The sequence below is a fragment of the Bilophila sp. T19-St14 genome (genome assembly GCF_059728385.1).
Genome location: NZ_BAAGFT010000001.1, coordinates 949,381 through 970,247, shown reverse-complemented (window position 1 = coordinate 970,247; position 20,867 = coordinate 949,381). Strand labels below are relative to the sequence as shown.

Here is a 20,867-nt window from a genome sequence, read left to right as displayed (position 1 = left end):
GTATGACGGGTTCCCTAAAGAACCGCCCGGGACAAGAGGGAAAGGGGTGGCATATGGCGGAGAAAGGACGCGCTTCTCGGCAGGTCATCGTCATTTCATTGATCACGGCGGCCTGCTTGATCGGCGACTCGATGCTGTACATCGTGTTGCCCATCTGTTTCGCCCAAGCGGGCCTGTCCTCCTTGTGGGAGGTGGGCATTATCCTGTCGGTCAACCGCTTGGTGCGGCTTCCGCTCAATCCGGCAGTGGGCTGGCTGTACCGTCATATCAGCGATCGGACGGGTATTTTCATCGCCACGGTTCTCGCCACCATCACTACATTCAGCTACGCCTTTGCGGACGGCTTCATCGCTTGGCTTTTCCTGCGCTGCCTGTGGGGCATCTCGTGGACGTTGCTGCGGCTCGGCGGCTTCTATTGCATCCTGAATGTATCGTCAGACGATAATCGCGGCTATTTCATGGGGTTGTACAACGGATTATACCGGATCGGCAGCCTGGCGGGGATGCTCCTCGGCGGGATTTTCGCGGACTGGCTCGGTTTTTCCGTGACCTGCATGGTGTTCGGCGTATGTACCGCCGTAACCATTGTCCTTGGGCTTATGTATGTGCCGCGCGGGAACAGCGGCGTCCCGGCGGGCCCGCAAGCCGAGGAGCGGTCTTTGGCGTGGCTGTGGAAGGACGGCACGGTTCTGTGGGTCATGGTGACGGGGCTTATCGTGGCGCTCATCTATCAGGGCCTGTACGCATCCACGCTCAGCGAGCTTATCCGTATCCATTTCGGGGGCAGCATCGCCCTGTTCGGAGGGGTGGCCGTGGGCGCGGCAACGCTTGGGGGTGTCCTGCAAGCCATCCGTTGGGGATGGGAGCCGTGGCTGGCTCCGGGGATTGGCGTATTGTCCGATCGCCGCTTCGGCCGTCGCTCCATGATGGTGGTTTCGCTGGCATCCGGGGTCGTCTTGTTTGGGCTCGTCGCCGTACATTTGCCTCTGCCGCTGTGGCTTGCCGTACTGATCGGCATTCAGCTCACGGGGACTTCCCTGACCACGATAGCGGATTCCGTAGCTTCGGATACGGCGTCCGTGCGGGGAGGGCGGGTATTCATGATGTGGTACTCATTCGCCGTGGATCTCGGCGCGGCGATCGGGCCGATCCTCGCTTATCTGCTCAATGATATGTGGGGGATGGATACGGCTTATGCGGGTACGGCGGTGCTTCTGCTGATCCTTGCCGTGAAGTGGCACTGGTCGGCCCCGCTGCTCAAGCCCTTTATCCGGCACACCGATTGAGGGGAAATGCGCCTTCCGGCCTGTGGCCGTTTCCACGGTTTCGGGGTGCGGCATGTGAAGCCCTTTTTCTGCCGATAGGTTCCTCCATCAATCAAGAATGTTCAGCCCCGCTTCCGGTTTGTCCGGGGCGGGATTTTTTTTGTATATTCTTTGTATATATATGTGTTATTACTAATGATTTATTCTCTCTCTCTCTCTCTCTCTCTCTCTCTCTCTCTCTCTCTCTCTCTCTCTTCTGTTTGGCTGTGGCATGGGAAATGGTTGATGTTTTTCTTTGAAGCTCCAAAGGAATAATCGACAAAGTGCCTTAACTATGGATCCCGCCAATGGAAAAACTGGATAAAAATCTTTATGTTCACTATATTATGGAAATAAAACAACCACATGCCATGACAGAGCCTTCTGCTTTGTAGCACAATCTCCGCACAACCGCCTCTTCTTTTCTCCACGATCGACAAAAAGCGGACACGCCCGCGTCACACGGCTCCTCCACTATGCGCCCAACGACAAGTGAGGAGTTCAACATGATCCACATAGATGCTCTCAGCAAAACATTTTCAGGCGGGAAGGGGCTTGATCGGGTCAGCCTGCACATCAAGCCCGGCGAAATGGTCGCGCTCATTGGCTCGTCCGGTTCTGGGAAATCGACCCTGATGCGCCATATCGCGGGGCTCATGCCCGGCGACGCCGACGGCGGGCGGATCGAGGTCGCGCAGCACCTCATTCAGGACAAGGGCGTGATCAGCCGCGACATCCGAACCATGAGGGCGGAAATCGGCATGGTCTTCCAGCAGTTCAATTTGGTGGATCGCATGTCCGTTTTTCGCAACGTCATGCTCGGCGCGCTGTCGCGCACGGCGCTGTGGCGCAGCCTGCTGGGTTTCTTCCATGAAGAAGACGCCCAGCTTGCCTACAAGGCGCTGGCCCGCGTCGGCATCATGGAAAAGGCGCATCAGCGCACCTCCAACCTCTCCGGCGGGCAGCAACAGCGCGCCGCCATTGCCCGCGCCCTTGTGCAGCGCGCCCGCGTCCTGCTGGCGGACGAGCCCATTGCCTCGCTCGATCCGGAATCGTCACGCAATGTTATGGAAACGCTGCGCGATTTGAACCAGAAGGACGGGCTCACCGTGCTCGTGACCCTGCATCAGGTCGACTACGCGCTGTCCTTCTGCCCCCGCACCATCGCCTTGAAGCATGGCCGGATCGTGTATGACGGGCCGAGCGCGGAACTGACCCCCGCCTTCCTCAAGCGCCTCTACGGTACGGAGTGCGACCCCCTGTTTGTCCGCCCGGAAAGCGACATCCGGCGGAATCCGCCCCTGACGCAGGTTCAAGTGGCCTAAACCTCAACAACAAGGATTTGCCATGTTTTCACGTTTCCTGATCGCCGTTGCGGCGGCGGTCGTCGTCCTTGGCGGTTCCGTTTGTGCCAAGGCTGCGGAAGTCCTGAACTTCGGCATCATCTCCACGGAATCCTCCCAGAACCTCAAGCAGTTGTGGGACCCCTTCCTCGCCGACATGGAAAAGGCCACCGGCTTCAAGGTCAAGGCGTTCTTCGCTTCGGACTACGCCGGGATCATTGAGGGGATGCGCTTCAAAAAGGTCGATCTCTGCTGGATCGGCAACAAGGGGGCCATCCAGATGGTGGATCGTTCCGACGGTTCCGTTTTCGCCCAGACCACGGCGGCGGACGGTACGGACGGCTACTACTCCCTGCTTGTGGTGAACAAGGAGAGCCCGCTCAAGAGCGTGGACGACGTGCTCAAGAACGCGGCTGAGCTTCGTTTCAGCAACGGCGATCCCAACTCCACCTCCGGGTTCCTCGTGCCCGGCTACTACGTGTTCGCCAAGAACAACGCCGACCCGAAGAAGATTTTCAAGAACGTGGTTGCCGCCAACCATGAGTCCAACGCGCTCGCCGTTGCCAACAGGCAGGTGGACGTGGCGACCTGCAACAACGAGGCCATCAGCCGCCTCGAAATCGCCCATCCTGAAAAGGCCGCGCAAATCCGCGAAATCTGGCGTTCGCCGCTCATTCCGAGCGATCCGCTGGTATGGCGCAACAGCCTTCCCGAAAGCACGAAAAAGAAGATCGCCGATTTCATCTTCGGGTACGGCGTGAAGGGTGATGTGGCCCACGCCAAGGCCATCCTCGAAAAACTCCAGTGGGGGCCGTTCAAGCCTTCGACCAACGCCCAGCTCGTTCCTCTCCGCCAGCTCGAACTGTTCCGCGAAAAGAGCAAGCTGGAGGCCAACGCCGAGATGCCTGCGGCGGAAAAGGCCGAGCGCATCAAGAAGATTGACGAAGCCCTCGACAAGCTGTCCCTGTAATACGCTTCGGCGGCGCGGAGGTTTCCGCGCCGTCTTTCCCGGCGGGCATACCGCCGGTTTTCCGAAAGGATTGCCTTGAGTTCCGAATTTGTTCTGTCCCCTTCGCGCAAGCGTCCTATGGAACCGCTGCGCCTCGTGGGTTGGGCCGTCACACTGGCGTTTCTCGTCTGGTCGTGGCGGGGGGCGGAAATGCGCCCCATGACCCTGATTACCGAGTCGGGCAACATCCTCACGCTGATCAAGGATTTCTTCCCGCCCGATTTCACGGACTGGCGGCTGTACGCCACGGAAATGGTCGTCACCCTGCAAGTCGCCATCTGGGGCACGCTGCTCGCCGTGGTCTGCGCCGTGCCGCTCGGCATCCTGTCTTCCGACAACATCGTGCCGTGGTGGGTCTACCATCCCGTGCGCCGCCTCATGGACGCCGCCCGCGCCATCAATGAAATGGTGTTCGCCATGCTGTTCGTGGTCGCCGTGGGCCTTGGCCCCTTCGCGGGCGTGCTGGCCCTGTGGGTACACACCACGGGCGTCCTCGCCAAGCTGTTCTCCGAGGCCGTGGAAGCCATCGAGCCGAGCCCGGTCGAAGGCGTGCGCTCCACGGGGGCCTCGTTCCTTGAGGAAGTCATATACGGCGTTATCCCGCAGGTTTTCCCTCTGTGGATCTCCTATTCGCTGTACCGCTTCGAGTCCAACGTGCGTTCCGCCACCGTCGTGGGCATGGTCGGCGCGGGCGGCATCGGCATGGTGCTGTGGGAATTGATCCGCAGCTTCGCTTTCGAGCAGACGTGCGCCGTCATGGCCCTCATCGTGCTGGTCGTGGTCGTCTTCGACATGCTCTCGCAGCAGCTGCGGAAGAGGGTGCTGTAATGCCTGCCCGCTATGCCGTGTACTACGCGCCTTCCGTGGCCGACGCCCTGTATCAGGTGGTGACCCCGCTGCTGGGCCGTGATGCCCTTGGGGGCCTGAATGTGCCGCAGGCGACGCCTCCGGGTGTGGATCCCGTTTTCTGGAAGGCGGTCACCCGCGTTCCCGCCCATTACGGGTTGCACGCGACGCTCAAGGCGCCTTTTGAACTCCGCCATCCTGGGATGGACAGCCAGTTGCTGCGCTCCACGGGTGAAGTGGCGGCCCGCTTCCTTCCCTTTGAAATTCCGTCCCTGTCCCTCGCCTATCTGGGCAAGGAGGAAAAAGGCTTTTACGCGCTCGTTCCCTCAACGAAGTGCTCTCTGCTGTCCTTTCTGGAGCGCGCCTGCGTGATGGATCTGGATGCCTTCCGGGCTCCCCTGAAAACCGAGGATGTGGCCCGGCGCGGCCATCTGTCCCTTGAGGAACGCAGCAACCTGTATATGTGGGGCTACCACCGCGTCCTTGATTCGTTCCAGTTCCACATCACGCTGACCGACGGCATTGCCGACGCGGGATTGCGTGCGCTTGTGGGCGCGGGCCTGCGCAAGGCGCTGGAGGGCGTGCTGGACGCTCCGCTCCGTATCGATGCCCTGACCCTTTTCAAACAGGAAAACCGCAATCGGCCCTTTTCCGCCGTGGCGCGGCTTCCGTTCGCCAACGTACAGACTGCACGGGAAAAAGCATGATGTCTCACACCATTCGACAAAAAAGGATGCGGCTGCTGGCCCTCGCATCCGTGGAGCGTCTCGAAGCGGGGCTCTCCGCCGTTACGCCGCCGGATTACGAAGTAGTCCGCGGGCCGGAAACCGGGCTGGTCATGATCCGGGGCCGCGTGGGCAACACCGGCGACGCCTTCAATGTGGGCGAAGCGCTTGCGACGCGCTGCGTGGTCTCATTGAAGGACGGCTGTCTCGGGTACGCGTGGATTCTCGGCGAGGCCGCCCGCCGCGCCGAGCTTGCCGCCCTGTACGATGCCCTCTGGCAGCGGGATGGCTATGCGGAAGCCCTTGATCGGGAACTGCTCCCAGCGCTGGAAGCGGAACGCGCCCGCCGGGTGCGGGAGGATGCCGCCGCCGTCGAGCCTACCCGTGTTGATTTCTTTACGCTTGTCCGAGGAGAAGATTGATGCCGGCCTTTTCTCAGCCCGTATTCGATATGCAGCGGGTGTTCCGCGTTGTGCTCGACGCCATGTCCCGTCCCGCGCGGCTTTGCCGCCTGCCCGTATTCCCCCAGTCCGTGCCGGACGGCCTTTCGCCCGTGCTGGCGGATCTTGCCTTGACCCTGTGCGACGGCGAATCCCCGCTCTGGCTCTCTCCGGGCCTGCGGAAGGATGGAACGACAGCGTGGCTCCGTTTCCACTGCGGCTGTCCGATCGTCGAAGAGGCGGACAAGGCGGCCTTCGCGCTGGTGGCGGACGCTTCCGAACTGCCGCCCCTGTCCGCTTTCGCGCAGGGCGTTCCCGCCTATCCCGACCGTTCCGCAACCGTCCTGCTTGCCGGTCTGGCCTTTGATGCGGGAACCCGTTTCCGGGCTTCCGGCCCCGGCATCTGCGGAGAAACTGCCTTTACCTGCACGTTGCCCGAAGATTTTGCGGAGCGGTGGCGCGAGAATACGTCGGGCTTCCCGCTCGGCGTGGACATGCTGCTGTGCGGCGCCGACGGCGTGGCCGGTCTGCCGCGCACCACGCGCCTTGAACGTCTGCCCCAGGAGAGTGCGTCATGTATGTAGCGGTCAAAGGCGGGGAAAAGGCCATTTCCGCCGCCCACGAACTTCTCCGCCGGGAAGGGCGGGGAGACCCCTCCGTCCCCGCTCTGGGGATCGAGCAGCTGATCGGGCAGTTGCGGCTTGCCGTGGATCGGGTCATGGCCGAAGGCTCGCTGTACGACCGGGATCTCGCCGCGCTGGCCATCAAGCAGGCGCAGGGCGATTTGGTGGAAGCCGTGTTCCTCGTCCGTGCCTACCGGACTACGCTTCCCCGGTTCGGCAGTTCGCTTGCCGTGGACACGTCAGCCATGCGCGTACTGCGGCGCATTTCCGCCACATGGAAGGATCTCCCCGGCGGGCAGATCCTTGGTGCGACGTTCGACTATACGCACCGCCTGCTGGATCGCAGCCTCTCCCGCGCTGAAGCCGGAGCCGCCGAACCTTCCCCTCTTCCAGTAGAAACCGATGCGGATTCCCCGCTCGGCGGGCCGCTGCCGCGTGCGCTCGACGCGCTGGTTGCGGAAGGGCTGCTCGAACGGCCCGCGCCGTCGGAGGACGGTGCCTGCCGCGACATCACCCGCCAGCCTCTGGAACTGCCCGCCGATGACCCGGCGGATCGCGGCGTGCGCCTTCAGGCGCTGGCCCGCGCCGACGAAGGGTTTCTGCTCGGCATGGCCTATTCCACACAGCGCGGCTTCGGCGCTGTGCATCCCTTCACCGGGGAACTGCGCCGGGGATGGGTGGAAGTGTCCTTTTTCTCCGAAGAGCTCGGCTTCGATGTCGTTATCGGCGAAATCGAGCTGACCGAATGCGAAACCGTGAGCCGCTATACCGGGACGGCCCGCCCGCCGTGCTTCACGCGGGGCTACGGGCTGGTTTTCGGCAGCAACGAGCGCAAGGCGCTGTCCATGTCCATCACGGATCGCGCCCTCCGCGCCAAGGAACTGGACGAACCCGTCGTCGGCCCGGCGCAGAACCCCGAATTCGTGCTCCTGCACGGCGACAACGTGGACGCCTCGGGCTTTGTCCAGCACATCAAGCTGCCGCATTACGTGGACTTTCAGGCCGATCTTTCCCTTATCCGCGGCTTGCGCGCCAAGCGGCAGAACGACAAGGATATCTAGATGTCACAGACCGACGTTTGCGCGAGCGCGCCGCTTGAGGGCTATGCGTTCGCCTATCTTGACGAAACGACCAAACGCATGATCCGGCGGGGGCTCCTCAAGGCCGTGGCCATCCCCGGCTATCAGGTGCCGTTCGCCAGCCGCGAGATGCCCATGCCCTGCGGGTGGGGGACCGGCGGGATTCAGATTACCGCGAGCATCCTCGGCAGGGACGATGTGCTCAAGGTCATCGATCAGGGTTCCGACGACACCACCAACGCCGTGTCCATCCGGGATTTCTTCCGTAAGACCACCGGCGTCGCCACCACGATCCATACGGACGAGGCCACCATCATCCAGACCCGCCACCGCATCCCCGAACAGCCGCTCACCGAGTCGCAGATCATGGTGTATCAGGTGCCGCTGCCGGAGCCGCTGCGTTGGCTTGAACCGAGCGAACAGGAAACCCGCACCCTCCACGCGCTGGAGGAATACGGGATCATGAACGTCAAGCTGTACGAGGACATCGTGCATCACGGGACCATCGCCACGGGCTTCGATTACCCTGTGCGCGTGGCCGGGCGGTACATCATGAGCCCTTCGCCCATCCCGCGTTTCGACAACCCCAAGATGCACCAATGCCCGGCGCTGCAGCTCTTCGGGGCTGGGCGCGAAAAGCGGCTGTACGCCATCCCGCCGTATACCGATGTGGAAAGCCTCGATTTCGAGGATTACCCCTTCACCGTGCAGTCGTGGGACGAAGCCTGCGCCATCTGCGGCTCCACGGACACCTATCTGGACGAAGTCATCCTCGACGATCAGGGGAACCGCATGTTCGTATGTTCCGATACCGACTGTTGCGCCCGCCGGGCCGCCGTGCGGGACGGGCAGGGAGGCGCGCAATGAAGGACTGGAACGCCGCCCCCATCCTGTCGGCCAGGAACCTGACCCGCCGTTACGGGGAGCACATCGGCTGCCGTGACGTCTCCTTCGACCTCTGGCCCGGTGAAGTGCTCGGCATCGTGGGCGAATCCGGGTCGGGCAAAAGCACGCTCCTGAATATGCTTTCGGGACGCATGGAACCGACCTCCGGGACGATCGTCTACCGCGACGCCGCCGGGCGTGAGCGGAATATCCACGCATTGCCGGAAGGCGAAAAGCGCCGCCTTCTGCGTTCCGAACTCGGATTCGTGCACCAGCGCCCCTCGGACGGCCTGCGTATGCAGGTCAGCGCCGGGGCGAACATCGGCGAACGGCTGATGGCCGAAGGCGCGCGACATTACGGCACGCTGCGCGGCAGGGCCCTGCAATGGCTGGAGCGCGTGGAGATCGACGCCGGGCGCATCGACGACAAGCCCGCCCTCTATTCCGGGGGAATGCAGCAGCGCCTGCAAATCGCCCGGAACCTCGTCACGTCGCCGCGTCTGGTGTTCATGGACGAGCCCACCGGCGGCCTCGACGTGTCCGTGCAGGCCCGCCTGCTCGACCTTCTGCGCCATCTTGTGCTGGACATGGATCTGGCGGTCATCCTCGTCACCCACGATCTCGCCGTGGCCCGCCTGCTCTCGCACCGGCTCATGGTCATGTACCGGGGGGAGGTCGTGGAAACGGGGCTCACCGATCAGGTGCTCGACGATCCGCATCACGCCTACACGCAACTCCTCGTCTCTTCCATCCTGCAAGGGTAAGCCATGAACACTCCCATCATTGAAGTCCGAAACCTGAGCAAGACCTTCGTGCTGCACCAGCAGGGCGGGGTGGCGATCGAGGCCCTTTCCGGGATCAGCTTTTCCGTGGACGCGGGCGAGTGCGTCGCCCTGCACGGGCCGTCCGGCGCGGGCAAGTCCACGCTCCTGCGCGCCCTCTACGGCAACTACCTCCCCACGGGCGGCTCCATCCGGGTCCGCTGCGGCGGGGAGGATGTGGACATCACCAGCGCCGATCCCCGGACCGTCATCCGGCTGCGGCGGGGCTGCATCAGCTACGTCAGCCAGTTCCTGCGGGTCATCCCCCGCGTGGGCACGCTGGATCTGGTCGCGGAACCCCTGCTTGAGGCGGGCGAAGGGCAGGCCGCCGCCCGCCGCCGCGCCGAAGGGCTGCTTTCCCGGCTAAACCTGCCCGAACGCCTGTGGCACATCGCGCCCGCCACGTTTTCCGGCGGCGAGCAGCAGCGGGTGAACATCGCGCGCGGCTTCATCCGCCCGTCCCCCATCCTTCTGCTCGACGAGCCCACGGCCTCGCTGGACGGCGCGAACCGGCAGGTGGTCATCGACCTGATCCGCGAGGCGCGCGGGGACGGGGCCGCCATCGTGGGCATTTTCCACGATGACGTGGCCCGCGAAGCCGTGGCCGATCGCACCATTCCCGTCAGACGCCCGTAACCTTTTTCATCAAGAGTATACAGCCATGAACGAAACCGTATTCACCAACGCCAAGCTGATCACGCCCGACGCGGTCGTGGAGGGCACTCTCGTCGTCCGCGACGGGCGCATCGTTTCTCTCGACAACGGCGCGAGTTCGCTCGCGGAACGCATCGATCTGGAAGGCGACTACTTGATGCCCGGCCTTGTGGAGCTCCACACCGACAACCTTGAAAAGCATTTCATCCCGCGCCCCAAAGTGCTCTGGCCTCAGGGCGTGCCCGCCTTTTTCGCCCACGACGCCCAGATCATCGCGTCCGGGATCACGACCGTCTTCGATGCCCTTTCCGTGGGCGAGTACCACGACAAAGGCCGTATCGCCATGCTCGGCAAGGCCGTGGGCGCGCTGAACAGTTGCCGCTCCACCGGGAAACTCCGGTCTGAGCACCTGCTGCACCTGCGCTGTGAAGTGGCCGACCCCCGGATGCAGGATCTTTTCTTCCCGCTGTCCGATACGCCCGCGCTCAGCCTCGTGTCGCTCATGGATCACACGCCGGGCCAGCGCCAGTGGCGCGATACCTCTTCCTACCGCACCTATTACAGCAACATCGCCTCGTGGACGGATGAGGAATTCGAGCAGGTCGTCGAACGGCTTCAGACCGCGCGCGACGGCTGCGCGGAGGACAATGCCGCGTCCGTCATGGCTTTCTGCAGGGAACGCGGCCTGCCGATGGCGAGCCACGACGACACGCTTGTGGAACACGTCGAAGAAGCCCTCGATAACGGCATCGCCATCAGCGAATTCCCCACCACGATGGAGGCGGCGCGCCATGCCTCCGAAAACGGTATGCTCGTGCTCATGGGAGCGCCCAACGTGGTGCGCGGCGGCTCGCATTCGGGGAATATTTCCGCGCTGGAGATCGCACAGGCCGGGTATCTGGGGAGCCTTTCCTCGGACTATGTGCCCGTCAGCCTTCTTGAAGCGGCTTTTGCTTTGAGCGAGGGCGGGTATATGTCCCTCCCGGCTGCGGTGGGGCTCGTGACCGCCAATCCCGCCGAAGCCGTGGGCCTCACGGATCGCGGCAGCCTCGAAGTGGGGCGGCGGGCGGATCTTGTGCGCGTGGGCATGGTTGAGGGGCAGCCCGTGGTTCGGAATGTCTGGCGGGAAGGCACGGAGGTTTTCTGATGCGGCAGGGCCAGCTTGTTTACGTCATGGGCGCTTCGGGTTCGGGCAAGGACAGCCTGCTGCAAGCCCTGCGTCCCCGTTTGCAGGGGCTCCCGGTGGCCTTCGCCCGGCGATACATCACGCGGCCTCTCTCTGCTAGGGGCGAACGCCATATCGCCGTCTCCCCGGAACGGTTCGCGGCTATGGCGGCGTCCGGGGAGTTCGTGATGGACTGGCAAAGCCACGGCCTCCGGTACGGCATCGGGAAAGGCATCGAAACAACGCTTGCTCACGGGCATGTGGTGCTCATGAACGGTTCGCGGGGGTATCTGCCCGAAGCGATCCGCCGTTTCCCCAACCTTGTCCCCGTGCTCGTGGAAGTGGACGCTGCCGTACTTCGGGCGCGTCTGCTGGCGCGGGGCCGGGAACAGGGCGCGGATATTGAAGAGCGCATCGCCCGTGCTTCGATGCCTGCCGAATATCCCAACGGGGTACGCCGTATCGACAACTCCGGCCCGCTGGAGGAGTCGGCGGAGGCTTTTTACCGGATGGTTGCACGGTTGGTTGAAGAAAAAACGGCTTTTCGCCAGTAAAGCGGATCGGGAACCCTATCCCGGCAATTCATATTGTTATCGGACGGAAAAGGAAGCGGCGGCTTCCTTTTTTCTTTGCTGCAACGGAACTCCCTTTTGCAACCTCCCCGCCAGTCGAAGTTTTCGCGGGTGGGGGTGTGGGGGAGGGGGCCTTTTTCAAAAGGCCTCCTCCCCCACATTCTTAATTTATACGCCCACAGGCACCGTCCCGGCCATGATGCCGCACCCCTGCGGAAGATCCAGCGGGAGGCGGCGGATGTCCTCAAGCCCCGCGTTGCGCATGAATCCGGCAAGCTCCTGCCTTGTGTAGGACTGCCCGTCAGGCGTCCCGACAAGCATGTTGAGATCGAACAGCGCCGGGTGCTGCGGCCCGCTGCGGTTGTCGTCGAGGATGAATTCCTGAATGAGCAGAAGGCCGCCCGGAACGAGCGACTGCGCGGCTTTCCGTACAATGTTGGCGGACTCGTCAAAGCCCGCGCCGTGCAGGATCTGGGAGAGCCAAGCTACATCGAACCCGCCGGGAAGGTCTTCGGTGGTAAAGTCCCCGCCCGTGAAAATGATGCGATCGGCCATGCCTGAATCGGCGATGACGCGTTTCGCAAAGGGGCGTGTTGTGGGGAGATCGAAAACCGTGGCGCTCAAGCCGGGGTTGCGGCGGCAGAAGTGGATGGCATAGGCCCCGGTCGCGCCGCCGAGATCAAGCAGGTGGGAACGGCCGGAAAGGTCGATGTGCGGAACGCTGCGTTCCGCCTGAGCGTTGGCGATATTGTACATCCCCATGAGGAAACTTTCCCGCTCGCCCGTATCCTCGGCCTCGACGGAAGAGCGGCGGCGGATCGGCCTGTTTTCGCGGACGGCCTCGTCCAGTTTGGCCCAGCCGGGCATAAGGTGGCGGTGGTGTTCCACAATGTGCCCGATATAGCCGGGGTTGCCGCGGCACAGGTGATTCCGCGAAAAGGGCGGCAGTTCGCAGGTTTCACCTTGGCGGCTCAGCAGGCCCATGCCGCACAGGGCGGTTATAAGGCGGCCGAGGCTTTGGGGGGCGCACCCTGTCCGGTCGGCGAGTTCCGCCACAGTCAGCGGCCCGTTGGCCAGCGGGGTGAATACGTCCAGATGCACGGCGGCGTGGATAGCGCAGCTTTCCCAATACATTCCTGAAGCGTGGAGCAAGGCGGAAGGGGTCCAGTTTTTCATAGCGCACCTCCTGTCTTTGGGGAGTAGCATCCCTCGCACGTTGCCACAACCGCCGAGATTCGATGAGGGGGAACCCGAAGCCCGACGGTCAAGTATCGGCGGGTGGAGAGGCATTTGCCTTTGTGATGATTTTTTTTCAAAAATTCATTTTGAATTTCATATAGTTAAAATGTGGCTTTCATTGCAAAAGCGAATGCCTCCGGGGGGATGGCGCCCGTGTATGCGGCGGGCGGCTGTTTTAGGGTGTGTCGTCAATTAGATATAATCTGTTGAAATTAATTAACTATTTTCAAGCCGCAACATATTGTTTTCAATAATTTTCAATAGTCCCATGTAAAATGACGACACGGCCCAGGGAGGCATCTTATTCTTCATTGAAAAATTTTTTTGTATGGGGCTGTACGGCTGCGGGCCTCTTGGGGCCTATGCCTGCCGTCAGGACGGCTTGTGCTGCCGTGCTGTGAGAAAGTATGCTGGAGAGGCGTTTTCATATGGGCCTGCCTGACGATACGCAGCTTGCGGAAGCCGAGGAAGAGGGGGGCATTTTTGGGGGGTGCCGCATTGGTATGTTTTTTATCGTTAAAATAAATGATATGATGTACCGTCATTTTTTATTTACGCTATCGCATCCTGAAAAATATGTTAAAATGGCATCATATCGTGTTTCGACACGCAGTATGTTTTTAGGAAACACTATGATTTTTTTGAGAAAACATATAGTGTACCCATACAGTCCGGCGGCGTTCCGGAAGGTTGGAGCCAAACGGCATGTCCGGGCATGCCGCTTTATATAACCCTAGCGGCAAGGAACAGGGTCGGAGAATGAGAAGGCATGGATACGCGGGATATCCGTTTTGAGGGCGATCATCCTGTGCTGTTTGTTCTTTTGTTTTCCCGCGCAGGCAGATGATAACGGGGGTTCCGTCCGGGTGGGGTATTACGAGGACGGGGATTATATGTCCCGTGGCCGGGCCGCTGAGTATATTGGCTTTAATATCGAATTACTGCAGAAGCTCGCCAAGGTCGGCGGCATGCGTTATGAAATGGTGGATGCGGGCAGTTGGGAAAACGCATGGCATGAGCTTTTGGAAGGGCGCATAGACATGCTTCCCGCCGTGTTCCGCACGGAAGAACGGGAAAAAGAGGTGCTCTTCTCCAACCTGCCTATGGGGACGCTTTACGTCACCCTCAATGTCAGGGCTGACGACAAACGATATGGCTACGAAGATTTTCGTTCCTTCCAAGGGATGCGGGTCGGCATCATTCGGGGCAGCAGCGATGGGGAGCGTTTTCTGCGGTATTGCGAGAAGTCCGGCGTCAAGCCGGTCATCATCCCCTATGCCGAGACGCAGGCGTTATTGAGCGCCCTTGAGGACGGGACGCTTGACGGCGCCGCCATTACGCATCTTGGCCGCAGCAGCACGTTCCGAAGCGTGGCCCAGTTCTCCCCGGAGCCGGTATATATCGCCGTGGCGAAAAACAGGCCGGATTTGCTTGCCCGCCTTGATACGGCGATGAATTCCATCGTGCTGCGCGATCCCAACTACATGATGCGGCTGTACGACAAGTATTTTGCCGTCAGCATGGCGCAGCAGCCTGTGTTCACCAAGGAGGAGGAAGCGTACCTCAAACAGGCGGATGTGATTGTTGCGGCATATGATCCCTCATGGGCGCCGCTGGAGTATATTGATCCCGAAACCGGGATGTTCTCCGGCGTCACGTCGGATCTGCTGGCCGCTTTTTCAGAATACACGGGATTGCGCTTCCGTTTTGAGCCTATGGGGCAGGCCGAGGCGCTGGGGAAGCTCAAGGAAGGGCTCATTGATCTTGTCTGCTCCGTAACGGGGGATTACCTCTGGGACGAGCGAAACAAGATGCATACGACCCGCCACTACCTGCGGGCGCCCATCATGCTGGTGCGGCCCAAGCAGCCGCAAGCCATCGAACGGATAGCCCTCCAAGGAGGGTATTGGTTTTCGGAGCATGTGGCGGCGGATCATCCCGGCAAGGAAATCATTTTTTACCAGAACGTGCGGGAATGTTTTGATGCGCTGCTCAGGGGCGACGCGGACGCGGTTTATGCGAACGTCTATGTGACCAACCAACTGCTCTCGGAGCGCCGTTATGAGTCCCTGACGGCTACGAGCATGAACAAGTACGTAAGTGAAATTTGCTTCGGCATTTCCAAGTGCGCAGATCCGCGCCTCCTCTCCATACTGGACAAGTGTATCCAATATACTGCGGCGGAGTGGATGGACGAACTGGTGCTGAAGAACACCACCAAGCCCCGCCAGATCGCGCTGCTCGATTTTGTGGCCCAGCACCTTATTGAGGTAGGGTGTGGGATGCTGGCGGTATTTGGGGTGATCTTGCTGCTGTTGGTCTACAACCTCGTCATCAAGACGAGGAGCAACCACCGCATACAGGCCCTGCTGTACCGGGACGGGCTGACCGGCCTCGACAACATGAACAAGTTCTATGTGGAGGCCGGCAGGCTGCTCCGGAGCGCGCCGGACGGAAGCTATGCCCTGCTGTACGGGGACATCAACCAGTTCAAAACGATCAACGCCAACCTCGGTTTCGCTGTGGGCGATCAGATCCTGCGGGCCTTCGGCGCGATCCTCCAGCGCAACGTCAAGGATGGGGAGTGCTGTGCCCGTGCATCGGCGGATCACTTTATCCTGCTGGTGCGCTGTTCCGATTGGGAATCTCTGCGTGCGCGCATAGAAGAAATCGACATGGAGCTGGACGAGTGGCGGCGCCTGCAGGACATTGCGTACCGGATTATCACGGTATTCGGCATTTATTTGGTGAGCGGGACGGAAGAGTTCGATATGCACCGCATGTTGGATTTTGCCAACTACGCGCGCAGGAACGCCAAGCAGACGATGAAGACCATTGTCCTTTATGACGAGAAGATGCGGCAGGCAGCGCTGCTGCAGCGCGAACTGGAGGGAAGGCTGGAGATTGCCCTGTTCAAAGGGGAGTTCGACGCCCATTTCCAGCCCAAGGTGGATATGCGGGACGGCGCACTCATCGGCTGCGAGGCGCTGGTTCGGTGGAACCATCCTACGCGGGGCCTCCTTATGCCGGGAAGCTTTATCCCGTTTTTTGAACGGAACGGTTCCGTGGTCGAAGTGGATCTGTATATTTACGAACTGGTTTGCCGAACCGTGCGCGAGTGGTTGGATCGCGGGATGAACGTCAATCCCGTTTCCTGCAATTTTTCGAGCCTGCACTTCGACAGCCCGGACTTTCCCGAACTTGCCGCGGCGATTGCGGATCGCCACAATGTCCCGCACGCGCTTTTGGAGTTGGAAATTACCGAAAGCGCGATCATGCGCAATCCCCAAATCGTCTGTGCCCAAGTGTTGCGGCTGAAGGAGCTCGGCTTCATGATCGCCATCGACGATTTCGGATCAGGGTATTCTTCCCTTGGGCAGTTGCAGCAGTTGATGGCCGACGTGCTCAAACTCGATCGCAGCTTCGTGCGGCGCGGGATGTTCGGGACGAGGGAACGGATTGTCATCAGCAACGTCATCCACATGGCCGGGGAGCTGGGCATGCAGGTCATCTGTGAGGGCGTGGAAAACGCGAAGCAGGCTGAAATGCTTATTGAGCTCGGCTGTTACTATGCGCAGGGATTCTACTACGCGAAGCCGATGCCGAAGGACGCATTTGAGGGGCTCCTGGAGAAAGGCAACGTGCCGCACGGCGAAGAAATCAGGAATGGGGCTTCGTAAGGGGCCGCAGGGCATGTGAAGCCGGATATATTTTCCCTTTGTATCCAAGGAGCCCTTCCGTAACGGGATAAAGCCATGTCCGGGAATTTTTTCGGATATGGCTTTTCCGCTATGGGACTCCTAAGGGGAGGCCGCAAGGGAGGCGGTGCCATAAGCCAGAGGCTGTGCCATAGGAAATGGTTGACGTTTTTTCCCCGAAGTCCCAAAGGAACAGCCAGCCAAATGCCTTCTGCCAAAAGCAGGCCGGGAAGAGCATCATGCCCGCTGAGTCAGGGATCGCCAGCATCCTTGAATGGAAGCTCCAGGAAATCGAAGTGGACAGGCGATCCGCCGTAACCCATATGAAGGCGCTTGCGGCTTCCATTGCCGCCGTGTTCCCCATCGCGCGGGGTGGATCTGGCACGGGATGAAGAAGGTGAGCGCCGCTCCGCGAAACCACGCTGTCCGCGTACCGGGTCGCGGAAGGCGGAGCGGAATCCTCCATTGCCGTCAAGGGGCATGACGAAATCGCGGAACTGCGGGCCATGCTCAACGTCATGCTCGGCAGCCTGCAAAAGGACGCGCGTATGCTGCGTGGGCTTTCTTATAGTGATCCGTTTATGGCCCTTTGAAACCGCCGCTACTTCCGCAAGGTGCTTTCCGGCGGGCTGCGCCGGGTGCAGGAAAAGGCGGGGAAGGGGCAGGCGTCCATTGATGTGGATGCGTCAAGGGCATCAACGGTACGTTCGGCCACGCCGCCGGGGATATGGTTCTGCGGGAGTTCGCAAAGCTCGCGGGGGAGAAGCTCCCCGACCCAGCGACGTTCGCACGGCTTGGGGGAGACGGATTTTGCGCTGCTCCTGCCCGATGCCGATGAGGGTGCCTTGTTCCGCTAGCTTGAGGCGATCCGGGAAGCCTGCACGGAACGGCTGCTTGTCCATGCCGATCGGGATGTGCGTTTCAGCATCAGCGTCGGGGGCTATCGGTTTACGTTGTCGGCATTATAGGCACGTCTGAGGAGAGCGGAAAGGCCATTTCCGAGCTGTTCCGCCATGCGGATTCCGCCCTTTATTATGTCTAAAGAAGCGGGGCGCAACCGGGTGACGCTCTGGAACCCCGGCTGCTCATTTCCCTGTCCCGAAAGCCGCTGGAAGGGGCAGCCTGTTCCGCATGGTGGTTGTTAGGGCGGTGGGAGTGGGAAACAGGACAGTGCGGAAGGCATGCCGGGCAAGGGAGGGCATCCTGAGGGCCCCGGTTTGGGGGGAAAGACGGGATACGTGACGCCGATCACGGCAAATTATACAATATCGGGTAAGATGGGGCATCCCGTTTGAAAGGAGCCGTTCGTGACCACCATGCGTTTGATCCTGTGCCTTGTCCCGTCCTCGCTGGCTTTTGCATTGGGCGGCGCGCACTTCTGGCGTGCCGGGCAATACCCTTTTTCCGTTGGCTGCATGCTGTTCGCACTGCTCGTTTGGAGGCGGGAGGCATGGATACGGCAGGCCGTGCTTATCCTGCTGCCGCTGTTGGCCGCGCGTTGGATATGGACGGCGGCGCAGTCCGTACAGCTTCGGATGTTCATGGAACAGCCGTGGATGCGGCTGGCGTGTATCCTGCTCGGCGTGTCGTTGTTCACCGCTACGGCGGCCTTGCTGCTGGAGGGAAAGACTGGGGATGCATGGTATGGGCGCGGCAAGAAAAGGGCGCTCATACGGACAGGGGCCTTTTTCGGAACCATCGCTGTCCTGACGCCGCTGCTTTTCGTCGCGCCGCAGGTCTTCCTGACGGAACGTTTCCTGCCCGGATGGGCACCGCTCCATATTCTGCTTGCCGGTTTTTGGGCTTCGTGGGTGGCCTCGCGGCTTGGGGACAGGGGAGCCGCGCCGCGCACACGCCTATTCATCTGGCGGCTGTTCTCGGCGGCCTTTTTCACACAGCTCGCCCTCGGCCTTGCCGGATACGGCCTGTTCCTCATGACCGGGAAGCTCCACCTTCCCGTGCCGGGCATGATCCTCGCGGCCCCGCTCTACCGTGGCGGCGGGCTGTTCATGCCCATCCTGTTCGGCGTCTCCGTACTGCTGGCCGGGGCTGCGTGGTGCAGCCACCTGTGCTATTTCGGGGTCTGGGATACCGTAGCGGCCTCCGGGCGCAAGGCCCTTCCGCCTCCGCGCTGGATGCCCCGGCTCCGGCTGGTTTGTCTTGGGCTCACCCTGACCGTCCCCATCCTCCTCCGGCTGTCCGGCGCGCCAACCGAGGCCGCCGTTGCGCTTGGCCTGGCGTTCGGCTTGCTGCTCCTGCCCGTTGCCGCACTGTTGAGCCGCCGGTACGGTTCCGCCTGCTACTGCCTTGCCGTATGCCCGCTCGGACTGGTGGCGAGGTGGCTCGGCAAGATCGCGCCGTGGCGCATCCGGCGGACGGATGCCTGTACGCGCTGCCTCGCCTGCACCCGTGTCTGCCGGTACGGTGCGCTGACCCCGGATCGGCTGGAGTCGGGAAGGCCGGGCCCCGGCTGTACGCTGTGCCGGGATTGCCTTTCCGTCTGCCGCCATGACGGGCTGGCCATGACCTTGTACGGGAAAACGTGCGGAGCCGCTGAATCCGTTTTTGTTGTGCTCCTCAGCATCATGCACGCCGTATTCCTTGCCGTCGCCCGCGTATGAGTCGTGGCCCGCAAGGAAAAGAAGCTGAGAGCCCGTCTCCCTTGCATGGTTCCCCACCACGGTTTCCCGCTCCCACTCGTGATGCTCCTCGCGTTGCCCGCGCATGCCGCCGTTGAACTTTCAATAGGCAGAAGGCTTTTGCTTTGGCTGTGTTCAATTTTGCGGTTGATGATTTTTTCAATGAAAATCAATAGATAAAAGCTCGTTCCACGTCTGGTGATGTGGGCCTCTCTCATTTTTTGTTCATTACATGAAATCCAGTTTTGAAGAATTGTTGCGAGACCTCCAAATCATTTCCAAAGAACTCTTCCTTTCCAGTTGGAATCTTGTATCAACCACAAACTTAAACACAGCCTTTGCTTTTGGGGGGGCTTCCTTGTGGAATCTCCCCCCTTTGGCTATGGCGTTTGCAGGGATATGGAATGTTGGAGGGGCCGGTTTGGATGGGGTTTTGCGGCGTTGTTCCGTAAGGCCGTATTATTAGGAAATGGTTGATGCTTCATTTCTCAGGGCTCCAACGGAAGAGAGACAGTTGCCTTTTTGATGATTTTCTAAAAATCATTTTGAATTTCAAATAGTTGAAATGCTGATTCCATTGCAAAAGTGGATGTCTCAGGAAGAACCAAGAATGTGTCTCAGGCATAGAGTCCGCCAACGGAAAACTGAAGAAAAAGCCTGTATTTTCGGCATACTGTGGAGATGAAAAACTGCATCCCATGACATGGCCTTCTGCAAAAGGCCGTGCCATAGGAAACGGTTGATGCGTGATTTCTTGAAGTTCCAAAGGAATGGCCAATAAAATGCCCCAATCATGGAGCCCACCAGCGGAAAAATTGGAGAAAAAGCATATATTTTCAGTCTATTGATGAAACAAAACAACCATGTGCCCTGACAGGGCCTTTTATTTTTAGGCTCTGTTAGAGTTTGTGGTTGTTTCATCTCCACAGTGAGGTGAAAATACAGCCTTTTTCTCCGGTTTTCCCCTTGGCGGGATCCACGGCTAAGGCATTTTTCCGGTTATCCCTTTGGAACTTCAAGGAAAAAAGCATCAACCCTTTTCTATGACACAGCCTATTTAGGGGCTGTGTTAAAGTTTCCGGCTGATACAGCAATCAGAGGTCGTTCATCTGCCCCTGTTTCAGCGGAACATTCGCTGCCGTGAAGGTGGCCGCACTTCCAGCGCAGTGAAAGGCACCCTCCGCCAACGGCTGACGGCGCTTCGTCTCACGCGGCTTCGCCGCTCTCAACCGCGCTTCGCGAGGCATTTGACCGTTCCTCGCCCCCTCCATGCCGCATTGCCATGCGGCGGGGGACGTCCTCAAAGCTCGCTGACGCTCACGCCTCCGGCGGTTAAAGGAGCATATTTCTCTTTATTAACCGTAAACTTGAACAGAGCCATTTTTTCAGCATGTTGTGGAAATAAAACAGCCAAATACTCTGACAGCGCCATGCCCAAAAGCCCCGGCTTGGGAGAAAAACGGGGCTGGCCCTTTCCGGGAACCGGGACGGGGCAAGAAGGCGCTGCTTTGGGCTGAAGTTGGGGCCTGCTTGAATTCGGGGGGCTGATACCAGCCGGGGAGCCCTGCCGTGAGCTTGCCCTGCGGTTTCAAACTTTTACCCGCAAGGGTGGGAAGAGTACGGCAACCTGCTTTTTCAATGACCGGGTGCTCTCTTATCCGTGAAGGTAGAGGGCGTATACGGATTGGCCTTTACGGTTAAAACGGGCTCCCATACGCGAGGGAGGGAAAAAGAGGGGAGGGGAAATGCTCTCAGCTTCCCCTCCCCACAGTATCCTCTTTCTTCTCTCTCTCTCTCTCTCTCTCTCTCTCTTCCAATCCCTCTT

Annotated in this window: 21 protein-coding genes and 1 pseudogene; 19 read left to right on the top strand and 3 right to left on the bottom strand. The window is 60.4% G+C overall.

Annotated features, from left to right (window positions below; translation table 11 throughout):
• Window positions 1-53: 53 nt before the first annotated feature.
• The 13 genes from AC6I1V_RS04260 to phnN all read left to right on the top strand — a co-directional run bounded on the left by AC6I1V_RS04260 (window position 54) and on the right by phnN (window position 11,448).
• The gene (locus AC6I1V_RS04260) at window positions 54-1,286 is read left to right on the top strand and encodes an MFS transporter (protein ID WP_497736866.1); all 1,233 of its coding nucleotides are present in this window, start codon (window positions 54-56) and stop codon (window positions 1,284-1,286) included.
• 524 nt (window positions 1,287-1,810) lie between these two features.
• Window positions 1,811-2,629, top strand: a complete 819-nt coding sequence (gene phnC, locus AC6I1V_RS04255; RefSeq protein ID WP_486854066.1) for a phosphonate ABC transporter ATP-binding protein — start codon at window positions 1,811-1,813, stop codon at window positions 2,627-2,629.
• 22 nt (window positions 2,630-2,651) lie between these two features.
• Complete coding sequence (gene phnD / locus AC6I1V_RS04250; RefSeq protein WP_486854065.1) at window positions 2,652-3,617, top strand: phosphonate ABC transporter substrate-binding protein; 966 nt, start codon at window positions 2,652-2,654, stop codon at window positions 3,615-3,617.
• A 75-nt stretch (window positions 3,618-3,692) separates the two neighbouring features.
• The gene (phnE, locus tag AC6I1V_RS04245; RefSeq protein WP_482330650.1) at window positions 3,693-4,484 is read left to right on the top strand and encodes a phosphonate ABC transporter, permease protein PhnE; all 792 of its coding nucleotides are present in this window, start codon (window positions 3,693-3,695) and stop codon (window positions 4,482-4,484) included.
• Window positions 4,484-5,209 (top strand): DUF1045 domain-containing protein, encoded by a 726-nt coding sequence (locus AC6I1V_RS04240; protein WP_302552843.1) that lies wholly within the window; start codon window positions 4,484-4,486, stop codon window positions 5,207-5,209. The genes phnE and AC6I1V_RS04240 overlap by 1 nt, the downstream gene beginning before the upstream one ends.
• Entirely contained in the window at window positions 5,206-5,649 is a 444-nt protein-coding gene (gene phnG / locus AC6I1V_RS04235) for a phosphonate C-P lyase system protein PhnG (RefSeq protein WP_486854064.1), read from the top strand. The genes AC6I1V_RS04240 and phnG overlap by 4 nt, the downstream gene beginning before the upstream one ends.
• The gene (gene phnH, locus AC6I1V_RS04230) at window positions 5,649-6,251 is read left to right on the top strand and encodes a phosphonate C-P lyase system protein PhnH (RefSeq protein WP_337430540.1); all 603 of its coding nucleotides are present in this window, start codon (window positions 5,649-5,651) and stop codon (window positions 6,249-6,251) included. The genes phnG and phnH overlap by 1 nt, the downstream gene beginning before the upstream one ends.
• Entirely contained in the window at window positions 6,242-7,351 is a 1,110-nt protein-coding gene (locus AC6I1V_RS04225; protein WP_337430539.1) for a carbon-phosphorus lyase complex subunit, read from the top strand. Before phnH ends, AC6I1V_RS04225 begins: the two co-directional genes overlap by 10 nt.
• Window positions 7,352-8,236, top strand: coding sequence for an alpha-D-ribose 1-methylphosphonate 5-phosphate C-P-lyase PhnJ (locus tag AC6I1V_RS04220; RefSeq protein ID WP_486854063.1), 885 nt, complete (start codon window positions 7,352-7,354; stop codon window positions 8,234-8,236). It begins immediately after the preceding gene.
• The gene (phnK, locus tag AC6I1V_RS04215; RefSeq protein WP_483971931.1) at window positions 8,233-9,018 is read left to right on the top strand and encodes a phosphonate C-P lyase system protein PhnK; all 786 of its coding nucleotides are present in this window, start codon (window positions 8,233-8,235) and stop codon (window positions 9,016-9,018) included. Before AC6I1V_RS04220 ends, phnK begins: the two co-directional genes overlap by 4 nt.
• A gap of 3 nt (window positions 9,019-9,021) precedes the next feature.
• Complete coding sequence (gene phnL, locus AC6I1V_RS04210) at window positions 9,022-9,711, top strand: phosphonate C-P lyase system protein PhnL (RefSeq protein WP_302552849.1); 690 nt, start codon at window positions 9,022-9,024, stop codon at window positions 9,709-9,711.
• A 25-nt stretch (window positions 9,712-9,736) separates the two neighbouring features.
• Window positions 9,737-10,876: an alpha-D-ribose 1-methylphosphonate 5-triphosphate diphosphatase gene (locus AC6I1V_RS04205; RefSeq protein ID WP_302552850.1), complete on the top strand. Its 1,140-nt coding sequence runs from the start codon at window positions 9,737-9,739 to the stop codon at window positions 10,874-10,876.
• Entirely contained in the window at window positions 10,876-11,448 is a 573-nt protein-coding gene (phnN, locus tag AC6I1V_RS04200) for a phosphonate metabolism protein/1,5-bisphosphokinase (PRPP-forming) PhnN (RefSeq protein WP_486850874.1), read from the top strand. Before AC6I1V_RS04205 ends, phnN begins: the two co-directional genes overlap by 1 nt.
• 186 nt (window positions 11,449-11,634) lie before the next feature.
• Here the strand turns inward: phnN and AC6I1V_RS04195 are convergent, their stop codons facing one another.
• A complete protein-coding gene (locus tag AC6I1V_RS04195; protein ID WP_497736865.1) occupies window positions 11,635-12,642 on the bottom strand; it encodes a methyltransferase in 1,008 nt (335 codons plus the stop codon).
• Between the two features lie 491 nt (window positions 12,643-13,133).
• On the opposite strand from AC6I1V_RS04195, the gene AC6I1V_RS04190 reads away from it, so the two are divergent.
• The 6 genes and pseudogenes from AC6I1V_RS04190 (at window position 13,134) to AC6I1V_RS04165 (ending at window position 19,024) form a co-directional block, all read left to right on the top strand.
• Window positions 13,134-13,436 carry a hypothetical protein gene (locus AC6I1V_RS04190; protein WP_486854807.1) on the top strand — a complete coding sequence of 101 codons (303 nt, stop codon included), beginning with the start codon at window positions 13,134-13,136 and terminating at the stop codon, window positions 13,434-13,436.
• Window positions 13,437-13,598: 162 nt separating this feature from the next.
• Window positions 13,599-16,385: an EAL domain-containing protein gene (locus AC6I1V_RS04185; RefSeq protein ID WP_486854806.1), complete on the top strand. Its 2,787-nt coding sequence runs from the start codon at window positions 13,599-13,601 to the stop codon at window positions 16,383-16,385.
• 257 nt (window positions 16,386-16,642) lie between these two features.
• A complete protein-coding gene (locus tag AC6I1V_RS04180; protein ID WP_486850854.1) occupies window positions 16,643-16,795 on the top strand; it encodes a hypothetical protein in 153 nt (50 codons plus the stop codon).
• 21 nt (window positions 16,796-16,816) lie between these two features.
• Window positions 16,817-16,996: pseudogene (locus tag AC6I1V_RS04175) on the top strand (sensor domain-containing diguanylate cyclase); the annotation flags it as partial.
• Window positions 16,997-17,130: 134 nt separating this feature from the next.
• A complete protein-coding gene (locus tag AC6I1V_RS04170; RefSeq protein ID WP_486850853.1) occupies window positions 17,131-17,241 on the top strand; it encodes a hypothetical protein in 111 nt (36 codons plus the stop codon).
• 478 nt (window positions 17,242-17,719) lie between these two features.
• Window positions 17,720-19,024: a 4Fe-4S ferredoxin gene (locus AC6I1V_RS04165; RefSeq protein WP_486854809.1), complete on the top strand. Its 1,305-nt coding sequence runs from the start codon at window positions 17,720-17,722 to the stop codon at window positions 19,022-19,024.
• Between the two features lie 499 nt (window positions 19,025-19,523).
• Here the strand turns inward: AC6I1V_RS04165 and AC6I1V_RS04160 are convergent, their stop codons facing one another.
• Window positions 19,524-19,820, bottom strand: a complete 297-nt coding sequence (locus tag AC6I1V_RS04160; protein ID WP_486854805.1) for a hypothetical protein — start codon at window positions 19,818-19,820, stop codon at window positions 19,524-19,526.
• A 522-nt stretch (window positions 19,821-20,342) separates the two neighbouring features.
• Entirely contained in the window at window positions 20,343-20,474 is a 132-nt protein-coding gene (locus AC6I1V_RS04155) for a hypothetical protein (protein WP_302554250.1), read from the bottom strand.
• Between the last annotated feature and the right edge of the window lie 393 nt (window positions 20,475-20,867).

Excerpts from the sequence above, each read along its gene's own strand:
- AC6I1V_RS04155 (WP_302554250.1), bottom strand. The coding sequence starts at position 20,474 with ATGGCGCTGTCAGAGTATTTGGCTGTTTTATTTCCACAACATGCTGAA.
- AC6I1V_RS04220 (WP_486854063.1), top strand. The coding sequence starts at position 7,352 with ATGTCACAGACCGACGTTTGCGCGAGCGCGCCGCTTGAGGGCTATGCG.
- AC6I1V_RS04195 (WP_497736865.1), bottom strand. The coding sequence starts at position 12,642 with ATGAAAAACTGGACCCCTTCCGCCTTGCTCCACGCTTCAGGAATGTAT.
- AC6I1V_RS04170 (WP_486850853.1), top strand. The coding sequence starts at position 17,131 with ATGGTTCTGCGGGAGTTCGCAAAGCTCGCGGGGGAGAAGCTCCCCGAC.
- phnN (WP_486850874.1), top strand. The coding sequence starts at position 10,876 with ATGCGGCAGGGCCAGCTTGTTTACGTCATGGGCGCTTCGGGTTCGGGC.
- AC6I1V_RS04190 (WP_486854807.1), top strand. The coding sequence starts at position 13,134 with ATGGGCCTGCCTGACGATACGCAGCTTGCGGAAGCCGAGGAAGAGGGG.
- AC6I1V_RS04225 (WP_337430539.1), top strand. The coding sequence starts at position 6,242 with ATGTATGTAGCGGTCAAAGGCGGGGAAAAGGCCATTTCCGCCGCCCAC.
- AC6I1V_RS04260 (WP_497736866.1), top strand. The coding sequence starts at position 54 with ATGGCGGAGAAAGGACGCGCTTCTCGGCAGGTCATCGTCATTTCATTG.
- AC6I1V_RS04180 (WP_486850854.1), top strand. The coding sequence starts at position 16,643 with ATGCCCGCTGAGTCAGGGATCGCCAGCATCCTTGAATGGAAGCTCCAG.
- phnG (WP_486854064.1), top strand. The coding sequence starts at position 5,206 with ATGATGTCTCACACCATTCGACAAAAAAGGATGCGGCTGCTGGCCCTC.
- phnK (WP_483971931.1), top strand. The coding sequence starts at position 8,233 with ATGAAGGACTGGAACGCCGCCCCCATCCTGTCGGCCAGGAACCTGACC.
- AC6I1V_RS04185 (WP_486854806.1), top strand. The coding sequence starts at position 13,599 with ATGTCCCGTGGCCGGGCCGCTGAGTATATTGGCTTTAATATCGAATTA.
- AC6I1V_RS04165 (WP_486854809.1), top strand. The coding sequence starts at position 17,720 with ATGCGTTTGATCCTGTGCCTTGTCCCGTCCTCGCTGGCTTTTGCATTG.
- phnL (WP_302552849.1), top strand. The coding sequence starts at position 9,022 with ATGAACACTCCCATCATTGAAGTCCGAAACCTGAGCAAGACCTTCGTG.
- phnH (WP_337430540.1), top strand. The coding sequence starts at position 5,649 with ATGCCGGCCTTTTCTCAGCCCGTATTCGATATGCAGCGGGTGTTCCGC.
- AC6I1V_RS04240 (WP_302552843.1), top strand. The coding sequence starts at position 4,484 with ATGCCTGCCCGCTATGCCGTGTACTACGCGCCTTCCGTGGCCGACGCC.
- AC6I1V_RS04205 (WP_302552850.1), top strand. The coding sequence starts at position 9,737 with ATGAACGAAACCGTATTCACCAACGCCAAGCTGATCACGCCCGACGCG.
- phnC (WP_486854066.1), top strand. The coding sequence starts at position 1,811 with ATGATCCACATAGATGCTCTCAGCAAAACATTTTCAGGCGGGAAGGGG.
- phnD (WP_486854065.1), top strand. The coding sequence starts at position 2,652 with ATGTTTTCACGTTTCCTGATCGCCGTTGCGGCGGCGGTCGTCGTCCTT.